We start from the raw sequence: 10,396 nt of genomic DNA, 5'->3' as shown, positions 1-10,396 counted from the left end.
GTCGTATACTTGGGTGTTGAAAAAAAATCGACGGATCATAAAACTTACTGTAGTCTATCTGTGTCCCATCGTCCGTACCTGCTCTATGTTGGAAATCGTCAGGGGTATAAAAATTTTGCAGGTTTCGTAAAGGCCTTTTCTGCGTCGCCTAGGCTTGTGGGTAAATATGATATTGTCGCCTTTGGTGGAGGTGATTTATCAAAGGATGAGCTGAGCCTTTTCTTGAATTTGGGGTTAAATAAAGGTCAGGTAGTATACTGCTCCGGTGATGATGCAAAGCTTGCAAGCTTGTATGAGTCAGCAAGCGCGTTCGTATATCCATCTCTATACGAAGGGTTTGGCCTGCCTCCTCTGGAGGCTATGTCTTATGGTTGCGCGGTAATAAGCAGTAATACTAGTTCAATGCCTGAAGTTATTGGTAATGCGGCTGAGTTTTTTAACCCGCTCTGTATCGACCAAATGCGGGATGCAATGGAAAACGTTTTATTTTCTCAGGCTCGTAGTGCGGAGCTAAAAATGTTTGGTTATGCCAGGATTAAAGATTTCAGTTGGGAAAAGTGTGCAATCGAAACATTAAATGTTTATAAAAAATTGGTGCATAAGTGATAGTTAAACCCAAGTCGGCATTGATTTTCGGTATCGGCGGACAGGATGGTAGCTATCTCTCATCTTTTCTGCTTGATAAGGGATACGACGTCTGGGGTACTTCAAGAGATGCTCAGGCGTCTTCTTTTTCGAATCTTGACTTTTTTGGCATTAAGCACAGTGTTCGCCTATTATCAATGGTACCTGAAGATTTTCGTAGTGTTTTTGTAGCGTTAAAAACGAGTAATCCGGACGAGGTTTACTGTCTGGCTGGGCAGTCTTCCGTCGGACTGTCATTTGAACAACCTGCGGAAACGATTCAGAGTATTACGCTCGGTACACTGAATGTGCTTGAAGCCTGTCGGATGCTGGATCGTGATATAAGAATTTATCATGCAGGCTCCAGCGAGTGTTATGGGGATACGCTGGGGAAACCTGCGAATGAGATGACTCCGTTTCATCCGAGAAGCCCTTATGCGGTTGCCAAATCATCGGCTTTCTGGCTGGTCGACAACTATCGTGAAGCCTATAAGTTATTTGCATGTACGGGTATTTTATTTAATCATGAATCGCCATTGCGTCCTTCGAGATTTGTCACCCAGAAAATAATAAAGACGGCGCAAAGAATCGCGAATGGTTCAGGTGAAAGATTGCAACTTGGCAGATTGGATATCGTCAGGGACTGGGGTTGGGCGCCTGAATATGTTGAGGCCATGTGGCTTATGTTGCAGCAACCTGAAGCCCAGGACTACGTTGTCGCCACGGGCGAGAGTCATTCGCTGGAGGATTTCGTAGAATCTGTGTTTAGTGAGTTGAGTCTGGATTGGCGCGAGCATGTTGAGCAGGTAGGCGAGTTTATGCGCCCGACTGATTTGCGTCTGAGTCTGGCAGACCCTGCTAAAGCATTTGATGTTCTTGGTTGGCGGGCTCAATATAAAATGAAAAATGTTATAAAAGCTATGCTGTCCGTCTGAAGTTAATACATTTGAGTTGAACTATGAAAAAAGCCCTTATCACCGGCATCACCGGCCAGGACGGTTCCTACCTCGCAGAGTTCCTGCTGGAAAAAGGTTACCAGGTGCACGGTATCAAGCGCCGGGCCTCGTCTTTCAATACCCAGCGCGTTGATCATATCTATCAGGAGCCGCACCTGGATAACCGCAACTTCGTGCTGCACTACGGCGATCTGACGGACTCTTCCAACCTGACGCGCATCATTCAACAGGTGCAGCCGGACGAAGTCTACAACCTTGGCGCCCAGTCCCATGTGGCTGTCAGTTTCGAGGCGCCGGAATATACCGCCGATGTGGATGCCATGGGCACGCTGCGGCTGCTCGAAGCCATACGGTTGCTGGGGCTGGAGCACAAGACCCGTTTCTACCAGGCGTCGACCTCCGAGCTGTATGGCCTGGTGCAGGAAACGCCGCAGACGGAGACCACTCCTTTCTATCCGCGTTCGCCCTACGCGGTGGCGAAACTCTATGCCTACTGGATCACGGTAAACTACCGTGAAGCCTATGGCATGTATGCCTGCAACGGCATTCTGTTCAACCATGAGTCGCCGCGCCGCGGCGAGACTTTCGTTACCCGCAAGGTCACCCGGGGTCTGTGCAATATCGCCCAGGGGCTGGAGTCCTGCCTCTATATGGGCAACCTGGATGCGCTGCGTGACTGGGGACATGCCCGGGATTATGTGCAGATGCAGTGGCTGATGCTGCAGCAGGACAAGCCGGAGGATTTTGTTATCGCCAGTGGCGTTCAGCACTCGGTGCGGGAGTTTCTGCAACTCAGTGCTGCAGAGCTGGGTGTCAGCCTGGTCTTCAGGGGGCAGGGGCTTGATGAGGTTGCGATAGTCGAAAAGGTTGAAGGTGACAAGGCTCCGGCACTGAAGGCGGGGGATGTGGTGGTACGTATTGATCCGCGCTATTTCCGCCCGACCGAAGTGGAGTCGCTGCTGGGTGATGCCTCGCGAGCGCGGGAACAGCTGGGCTGGGAGCCTGTGATCACGCTGCAACAGCTATGCAGCGAGATGATAGCCTGCGATTTGAAGGATGCGCAGCGTCATGCCCTGCTGAAACAGCATGGCTTCGAGTTGCCCGTAACAGTGGAGAACTGAAGAGGTGTCGCAGCTGGATAGCCGTATTTATATCGCCGGGCACCGCGGCATGGTGGGCTCGGCAATCAAGCGCAGGCTTGAATCACTGGGTTATACCAATATTTTGACCCAGGGCCGGTCTGAACTCGACTTGACCCGACAGCAGGACGTTGAGGATTTCCTGAAGCAGCACCGGGTGGATCAGGTTTACCTGGCCGCGGCCAGGGTGGGGGGGATTCATGCCAACAGCCATTATCCTGCCGATTTTCTCTACGATAACCTGATGATCGAATGCAACCTGATCCAGGCGGCGCATCGCGTCGGTGTGAACAAGCTGCTGTTTCTTGGCTCCTCCTGCATTTACCCAAGGCTGGCGCCGCAGCCCATTCCGGAGGAAGCCCTGTTGACCGGGCCGCTGGAGCCCACCAACGAGCCCTATGCCATTGCCAAGATTGCCGGTATCAAGCTGTGCGAGAGTTTTAACCGCCAGCATGACCGGGATTTCCGTTCGGTGATGCCGACCAATCTTTACGGGCCGGGTGACAATTTCCATGCCGAGAATGCCCATGTGATTCCTGCGCTCCTGCGCCGGTTTTATGATGCGGTTCAGTCACAGGCCGATCAGATAGACATCTGGGGCAGTGGCAGGCCGCTGCGCGAATTTCTGCATGTGGATGACCTGGCGCATGCCTGCGTGCATTTGATGGAATTGGAACAGCCGGTGTTCGCGTCCCAGACAACGCCGATGCAATCCCATATCAATATCGGTTCCGGGCAGGAAGTCAGTATCCGTGAACTGGCGCAGTCCATCGCCAGGATCGCAGGCTTTAACGGGCGCTTGGTCTTTGATACCTCCAGGCCCGATGGTACGCCGCGCAAGTTGCTGGACATAAGCCGCGTACAGGCCCTTGGCTGGCAGCCGTCCATTGAACTGGAAACCGGGCTCAAGGCGCTGTACCGATGGTTCGAGGCAGAGCAGGGCAGGGTTCGGGAGTAGTTCCGTGCGCACCTGAAATCAAGTATCAAGGCTGAGGGAGTAACCGAATGTTTGTGCCCGTAGTTATGGCCGGTGGAACCGGCTCTCGTTTGTGGCCCCTTTCCCGCCAGCTAAGCCCCAAGCAGTTTCTGCAGCTGGACGGTGACAAAACCATGCTGCAGGCGACGCTGGAGCGGCTTGCCGGCCTGAGCTGTGAGCCACCGGTTCTGATCTGTAACGAAGAACACCGCTTTATGGCCGCCGAGCAGTTGCGACAGATCGGGGTTGAAGGCGCGACCATTTTGCTTGAACCCCAGGGGCGCAATACGGCGCCGGCGATTGCGCTGGCGGCCATTCAGGCGACGGGCAACGGTGAGGACCCGGTACTGCTGGTGCTGCCTGCGGATCACCTGATTCAGGATCAGCCGGCATTTCAGGCTGCCATTGGCATTGCGCTGGAGCAGGCCCAGGCCGGGCGCCTGGTCACCTTTGGCATAGTGCCATCCTGTCCTGAAACGGGCTATGGCTATATTAAGGCCAGGCCGCAGGCAGACCACAGCAGCGCTGCGCTGACGGTTGCCGAATTTGTGGAAAAGCCTGACCTGGCAACGGCGCAGGCCTATGTAGACTCCCAAGACTACTTCTGGAACAGTGGCATGTTCATGTTCCGGGCCAGCCGCTATCTGGCTGAACTGGAAGCTTTTCGCCCCGATATGCTGCACTGCTGTCGGCAGGCGATTGCTGGTGCCAAAGAGGATCTGGACTTTGTGCGGCTAGACCCCAAGGCATTTGCCGACTGTGCCTCGGAATCCATCGATTACGCCGTGATGGAGCATACCCGGGAGGCAGTTCTGGTGCCGCTGGATGCCGGCTGGAGTGATGTTGGCTCATGGTCGGCGCTGGCCGATGTATCCGCCAAGGATGCCGAGGGCAATGTGCTCAAAGGCGATGTGCTGACCAAGGATTGCCGGCAGATTCTGGCCTACGCCGAGCACCGGCTGGTGGCGGCCATAGGCGTGGAAGACCTGGTGATCGTTGAAACCCGGGATGCGGTGCTGGTCGCCAGCAAAGACCGGGTGCAGGATGTAAAGCACATCGTAGAGCAGCTCAAACAGCAGGGCAGAACGGAGCACATCAATCACCGCCAGGTTTACCGGCCCTGGGGCTGCTTTGATGCTATCGACGCGGGCAACCGCTATCAGGTGAAGCACATTACCGTGAAGCCTGGCGCGAAGCTGTCGGTGCAGATGCACCATCACCGGGCTGAGCACTGGGTCGTCGTCAGCGGTACGGCAAAGGTCACCAACGGTGAAAAGACCTACCTGGTGACCGAAAATCAGTCTACATACATACCCATAGGGCAGGTTCACTCACTGGAAAACCCCGGCCGTGTGCCACTGGAGCTGATTGAAGTGCAGTCCGGTTCTTATCTGGGAGAGGATGATATTGTGAGGCTTGAGGATCTGTATGGTCGGAATTGAGTCTCTTGTTATTGGCCGCTGTGGCCATAGCAAAACATATTGTTTAGATTTGTGTGGTTTCTTTAGTTTAACTGTTTTCACCAAGGGACGGTGGTAATGCGAAAGATAAGTGTCAGGGAATCTATTATCCGCATACTTCCAATAGCTGACTTTTTCTTGGCTTTTCTGGTTTATCCTGCGGCTTTTTTACTGAAATATATACGTCGATTGGGTGTGCATCGATTGCCTTTTTCAAAGAAGGTCTTGTTCAAAGTAGGTGTTTTTCCTATTCGGAATCATTACTACGAACCACAATTTGACAACAGAAATCCAAGTCGGCCATTTTCAGATAACCGACCACTCAGTGGTATAGATTGGAATGTTGACGAGCAGTTAGTTCTTTTAGGGAAGTTGGTTTTGGCATTTGAGCTTGAAGACTTGTCGAACACAAAGTTGGACGATAAAACTTTTTATTTCGGGAATGGCGCTTTTGAGTCGGGCGATGCGGAATATTTGTATCAAATAATTCGCTACTTAAAGCCTTCGAAGGTGTATGAAATAGGCAGCGGAAATTCAACCTTGATAGCGGCTAAAGCTATATTGAAGAATACACAGGGCGACTCTGGTTATAAATGCAAGCATCTATGTGTTGAGCCCTATGAAATGCCATGGCTTGAAGAAACAGGTGTGGAAGTAGTAAGAGAGAAGGTTGAAGAATTACCCATTAGTTTTTTCTCTGAGCTTGGTGAAAACGATATTTTATTTATCGATTCATCACATATAATAAGGCCTCAGGGTGATATTCTTTTTGAATACCTTGAGTTGCTACCAACCCTTAGAAAGGGAGTGATCGTTCATGTTCATGACATATTTTCTCCCAGAAACTATCCAGCCAACTGGATGCAAGATGAAGTTAAGTTTTGGAATGAACAATACATTTTGGAAGCGTTTCTGTCACACAACAGCAGTTGGGAAATTATTGGTGCATTGAACTATTTGCATCATCAGCATTATGATGATCTTAAATTGGTCTCGCCTTTCCTAACCCCGGATCGAGAACCTGGGTCACTTTACATTAGAAAGATAGCTTAAGGTTGATTAAATCAGACTTGGATGTCGAGTTTTTTATACTGTTGTTGTTTGGTTAGATATCCGAAGATTAATATTTAAAGGATCAATAATTGTTATTTTCGATAGTGATAGCTGTATATAATGTTGAGAACTGTATAAGACGGTGTCTTGATTCAGTTGTTGATCAGAAATTTGATGACGTCGAAGTGATAGTTATCGACGGTAATAGTCGTGATGGTACGGTGGAAATTGTTAAAGAACATCCAGTTGTCAGTAAGTGGCTCAGTGAACCTGATGAGGGAATATATGACGCCTGGAATAAGGGGATTTCTCTTGCAGAAGGGAAGTGGGTAATATTTTTGGGGGCCGACGACTACCTGGGTGCTGATGCGCTGAAGTACTTGGCAGAATATTGTATTTCGCATGATAATCTCGATTACGTCAGTGGTAAAGTCGGTTGGGTCGATACTTCAGGTCAATTGTTAAAAACGGTTGGCTCCTGTTGGGAATGGAAAAAATTCAGGAAGTGGATGAACGTTGCACACCCTGGCTCTGCCCATAATATTGAACTTTATAAATATGTTGGTTTATATAGTAAAAGTTTTGATATTGTTGGTGATTACGAACTTCTTTTAAGAAAGGGGTGTAAACTTAATGCCGGATATGTTGACTTCATAGTGGCTTATATGGAGGTTGGTGGTGTTTCTTTTATGAGCGTTAAATCTATCTATGAGGCTTATCTGGCAAGAAAACTTCATTGCACCGTATCACGCCTCAAAAATATTTATTTTTTTTGTCTTTCCTACGTTAAGCTTAAGTTAAAGGTGCATTTAATTAAATTGCGTATTATATTAAGTTAGCTTGTGATCGACATGGAGAAAAATATAAAAAGTGCCAGCTAAATTAATTGTAATCAGTGCTGTCGGGTTAAACCAGGGTGGCACTTTGACGGTAGCAAAAGAATTTCTGTCTGCAGCCGATAAAATTATCAATTGCCGAGTAGTTGCTCTGGTATATGATAAAAGTCTATATCCGGCCTATCAACGAATAAAACTTATTAGTGTGCGAAGCCCAAAGAAAAATTGGCTATGCAGGATTTATTTTGAGTTCGTGAGTAGTTATAAAATTAGTTGCCGAATTCAGCCGTGTGTATGGTTTTCACTTCATGATATTACTCCTAGAACTACTGCCTGTCGGCAGTTTGTTTATTGTCATAATGCCACCCCACTATATCGCGCAGGTTTGAAAGACCTTTTTTTTCAGCCGACGGTTTTTGCTTTTTCGATCTTTTATCGTTACTTGTACCTTCTGAACATAGGTGCGAACAATACTGTATTTGTTCAGCAGAGCTATATTCGTGATTATTTTCAAAGTACGTACTCTATTGATAATGTCGCAGTTGCGCGACCTGAATGTTTCTCAGATGAAGTAATGTCTGAGGCCAGGTCGGATTTTAAATTAAATAATGAAAATATGGTCAGATTGTTTTATCCAACATTGCCGCGTACTTTTAAAAATATTGAGGTGTTGATAAAGGCTGCAAAGGTACTGCATCAGCGAGGCGTCAGGCGTTTTGAGATTCGTATCACCCTGTCGGCTACGGATAGCCTCTATGCCCGTTATCTAGCGTTCTGCGCACGTAATATTGAAGGCATTTGTTTCATTGGTCGCTTGTCGCATAAAGCCGTATTTGATGAGTATCGGCAGAGCGACGCCTTGGTTTTTCCTTCAAAGCTGGAAACCTGGGGCTTACCATTAACCGAAGCGAAATCCATGGGGCTTGCTGTCTTGGCTGCCGATCTTCCGTATGCCCGGGAAACCTTGGGTGTATACGATAGAGTGAATTTTTTTGATCCAGACGATCCGTATCAGTTGGCGGATCATATTGAGGCACTTGCGAGTGGAAAGGGATTTGAGGGGAGTGATTTTTCAATGCCTGCCGGCGTGCCGGTATTGAATGGCTGGGATGAGCTAGTGTCCTGTATAACTTCGCAAGATAACCCGCCGGAAACAACCAAATGACGCTGTTTGTGTCGGTGGTGTCCCACGGGCATGAGGTGCTGATTAGCCAAAATAAGCAGTTGCAGGCGTTGGCCGCGCGAGAAGGTGTGGAAGTCGTGATCCGGGACAACCTCGGCTGCACCGAGTTGCGAAATCTGGCATTGGGTTGCTCAATGCACTATTTGGCGGCGCCGTCGCCAATGGGGTTCGGCGCCAACAACAATGCGGTATTCGAATTTTGCCGCTCTAAGCTTGGCATGCAGCCCGGTGATTATTTCTGTTTGCATAACCCGGATCTGGTCATAGCGCCTGATGTGCTGCTGAAGACTGTTAATGCGGCTGAGCAGCGCGCCGCCAGGCTGTTGACCATCAACCTGTACCAGGACCGGGAACTAACCCGGCCCGACTTCAACATCAAGCGTTTCCCTTCACTGATGGACTTTGCGCGGGGATTTCTGCTGGGTTCCAACCCGGCCGCCTACGACAAGGCATCAATTGGCAAACCCGCACTGGTAGACTGGGCCTCCGGAGCCTTCCTGCTGTTCAAAGCCGAGTTGTATCAGCAGCTGCATGGCTTCGATGAACGCTTCTTCATGTATCTGGAGGATGTGGACATTTGCCGCCGTGCCCGTGACCAGTTTGGTGAACCGGTGCTTTACCTGCCGCAGCTCAAAGCGGTGCATCTGTGCCGGCAGGCCAACAAGCGGCTTTTTTCCCGGCATTTTTACTGGTTTATGGTCAGTATGGTGAAATATTTTTTACGCTCTGGCTCAAGGAAGTTGGGGTTGCGAACATGACTTCTCGGATGCCGCTTGTCCAGGCCAGCATCTGGCCTCTGGCCAGCACAACGCGCAGGGCTTTGTTTAATGCCAGCTGACTCCAATACGGCGTTTGTTACCGGCAGCGCCGGGTTTCTTGGTACGGCACTGTGCAAGCGTTTGCTCAGGGAGCCTGGCGTGAATGTCATTGCAGCTTCCCGCTCGCAGGCGATTGGCAGCCGCGCCGAGTCGCTGCATTTTGATCTGTGTGACGCACAGCGCGGCTCTGCGTTGCCTGCCGTGCTCGAGAAGGCGGATGTCGTTATCCACTGCGCGGCCCGTGTGCATGTGATGGCCGACGACGCGGCGGATCCGCTCACAGCCTTTAGAGCAGTGAACACCGTGGCGACGCTTGAGTTCGCCCGCGCTGCGGCACAGGCCGGTGTCAGGCGTTTTATCTTCCTCAGCAGTATCAAGGTTAACGGTGAGTCGACTCTGGCAGGGCAGCCGTTTACCGCCCATGATCTTTGCGCGCCCACCGACCCCTACGCGCTGTCCAAATGGGAAGCGGAGCAGGGGTTGCGGGCGCTTTCGCGGGAGACGGGCATGGAGGTGGTGATTATCCGGCCGCCGCTGGTCTATGGGCCTGGAGTTAAAGCCAATTTTCGCAGCCTGCTGACGTGGATAGAGCGCGGGGCTTTTTTTCCGTTGGGCTCTTTGGATAACCGCCGCAGCCTGGTGGGGCTGGATAACCTGGTGGATCTGATCATCACCTGCATGGATCATCCAGCCGCGGCGAATCAGACCTTTCTGGTGTCCGATAACGAGGACCTGTCCACGCCCGGTTTGATCGGGCGCTTGAGCCGGGCCATGGGGAAGAATTCCCGGCTGTTTCCGTTTCCGGTGTCTGTATTGCGTAAAGCGGCAGACTGGGCTGGGCGAGGCAGTGTGGCGTCCAGGCTTTGTGATTCCTTGCAGCTGGATATTCGGCATACGATGGATACGCTCGGTTGGAGGCCTCCTGTTTCGGTGGAGGAAGGCATTCAGAAAACGGTGGATGATTTTATGGCCAGGCGGTTCGGTGGGGAGGGGATCGCTCCTACGGGGATAGATGTACGCCCAGAGGAAAGAGCTTCGCGGCGGGGCGCCGCTCCTACGGGGAGAGATTTGCGCGCATCGCAAGAAAAGCTTCGCGGCGGGGGTGAAATGCCCACCGGGTGCGCCGCTCCTACGGGGGCTGGTTCTGGCGTAAGCAATGTTGGTGGAGGCAAAAAGATTCGCGGAGAGGACTCCGCTCCCACAGGCAGCGCTCCCATAGGCACAGCTCCTACGGGGGCTGGTTCTGCCGTAAGCAATGGTGGTGGAGGCAAAAAGCTTCGCGGAGAGGACTCCGCTCCTACGGGCGCCGCTCCTACGGGGTGCAGCCGGGAGACATCCGGGGATGCCTGAG

The 10,396-nt window shown here is 51.1% G+C and carries 10 protein-coding genes; all 10 read left to right on the top strand.

Annotated elements, in window-relative coordinates; genetic code table 11:
- Positions 1-606, top strand: a 606-nt coding sequence (locus MRS74_RS16470; RefSeq protein ID WP_254581366.1) for a glycosyltransferase family 4 protein, incomplete at its 5' end; no start/stop codon positions are given.
- On the top strand, positions 603-1,559 hold the full coding sequence (locus tag MRS74_RS16465; RefSeq protein ID WP_254581365.1) for a GDP-mannose 4,6-dehydratase: 957 nt from the start codon (positions 603-605) through the stop codon (positions 1,557-1,559). The genes MRS74_RS16470 and MRS74_RS16465, both read left to right, overlap by 4 nt.
- Positions 1,560-1,582: 23 nt before the next feature.
- A complete protein-coding gene (gene gmd, locus MRS74_RS16460) occupies positions 1,583-2,701 on the top strand; it encodes a GDP-mannose 4,6-dehydratase (RefSeq protein ID WP_254581364.1) in 1,119 nt (372 codons plus the stop codon).
- 4 nt (positions 2,702-2,705) lie between these two features.
- Entirely contained in the window at positions 2,706-3,677 is a 972-nt protein-coding gene (fcl, locus tag MRS74_RS16455; protein ID WP_368671286.1) for a GDP-L-fucose synthase, read from the top strand.
- Positions 3,678-3,724: 47 nt separating this feature from the next.
- Positions 3,725-5,137 (top strand): mannose-1-phosphate guanylyltransferase/mannose-6-phosphate isomerase, encoded by a 1,413-nt coding sequence (locus MRS74_RS16450; protein ID WP_254581363.1) that lies wholly within the window; start codon positions 3,725-3,727, stop codon positions 5,135-5,137.
- 96 nt (positions 5,138-5,233) lie between these two features.
- Positions 5,234-6,208, top strand: a complete 975-nt coding sequence (locus tag MRS74_RS16445) for a class I SAM-dependent methyltransferase (protein ID WP_254581362.1) — start codon at positions 5,234-5,236, stop codon at positions 6,206-6,208.
- A 104-nt stretch (positions 6,209-6,312) separates the two neighbouring features.
- Positions 6,313-7,047, top strand: coding sequence for a glycosyltransferase family 2 protein (locus tag MRS74_RS16440; RefSeq protein WP_254581369.1), 735 nt, complete (start codon positions 6,313-6,315; stop codon positions 7,045-7,047).
- Positions 7,048-7,078: 31 nt separating this feature from the next.
- Positions 7,079-8,209, top strand: coding sequence for a glycosyltransferase (locus MRS74_RS24250; protein WP_254581361.1), 1,131 nt, complete (start codon positions 7,079-7,081; stop codon positions 8,207-8,209).
- A complete protein-coding gene (locus MRS74_RS16430; RefSeq protein ID WP_254581360.1) occupies positions 8,206-8,985 on the top strand; it encodes a glycosyltransferase family protein in 780 nt (259 codons plus the stop codon). The genes MRS74_RS24250 and MRS74_RS16430 overlap by 4 nt, the downstream gene beginning before the upstream one ends.
- 69 nt (positions 8,986-9,054) lie before the next feature.
- Positions 9,055-10,395: a UDP-glucose 4-epimerase family protein gene (locus MRS74_RS16425; protein ID WP_254581359.1), complete on the top strand. Its 1,341-nt coding sequence runs from the start codon at positions 9,055-9,057 to the stop codon at positions 10,393-10,395.
- Position 10,396: the final 1 nt, after the last annotated feature.

The sequence above is a fragment of the Marinobacterium sedimentorum genome (assembly GCF_024267675.1).
GTDB classification, from domain to species: Bacteria; Pseudomonadota; Gammaproteobacteria; order Pseudomonadales; family Balneatricaceae; genus Marinobacterium_A; species Marinobacterium_A sedimentorum.
This window is presented reverse-complemented; position numbering and strand designations above follow the sequence as displayed.

Excerpts from the sequence above, each read along its gene's own strand:
- gmd (WP_254581364.1), top strand. The coding sequence starts at position 1,583 with ATGAAAAAAGCCCTTATCACCGGCATCACCGGCCAGGACGGTTCCTAC.
- MRS74_RS16450 (WP_254581363.1), top strand. The coding sequence starts at position 3,725 with ATGTTTGTGCCCGTAGTTATGGCCGGTGGAACCGGCTCTCGTTTGTGG.
- MRS74_RS16445 (WP_254581362.1), top strand. The coding sequence starts at position 5,234 with ATGCGAAAGATAAGTGTCAGGGAATCTATTATCCGCATACTTCCAATA.
- MRS74_RS16430 (WP_254581360.1), top strand. The coding sequence starts at position 8,206 with ATGACGCTGTTTGTGTCGGTGGTGTCCCACGGGCATGAGGTGCTGATT.
- MRS74_RS16425 (WP_254581359.1), top strand. The coding sequence starts at position 9,055 with ATGCCAGCTGACTCCAATACGGCGTTTGTTACCGGCAGCGCCGGGTTT.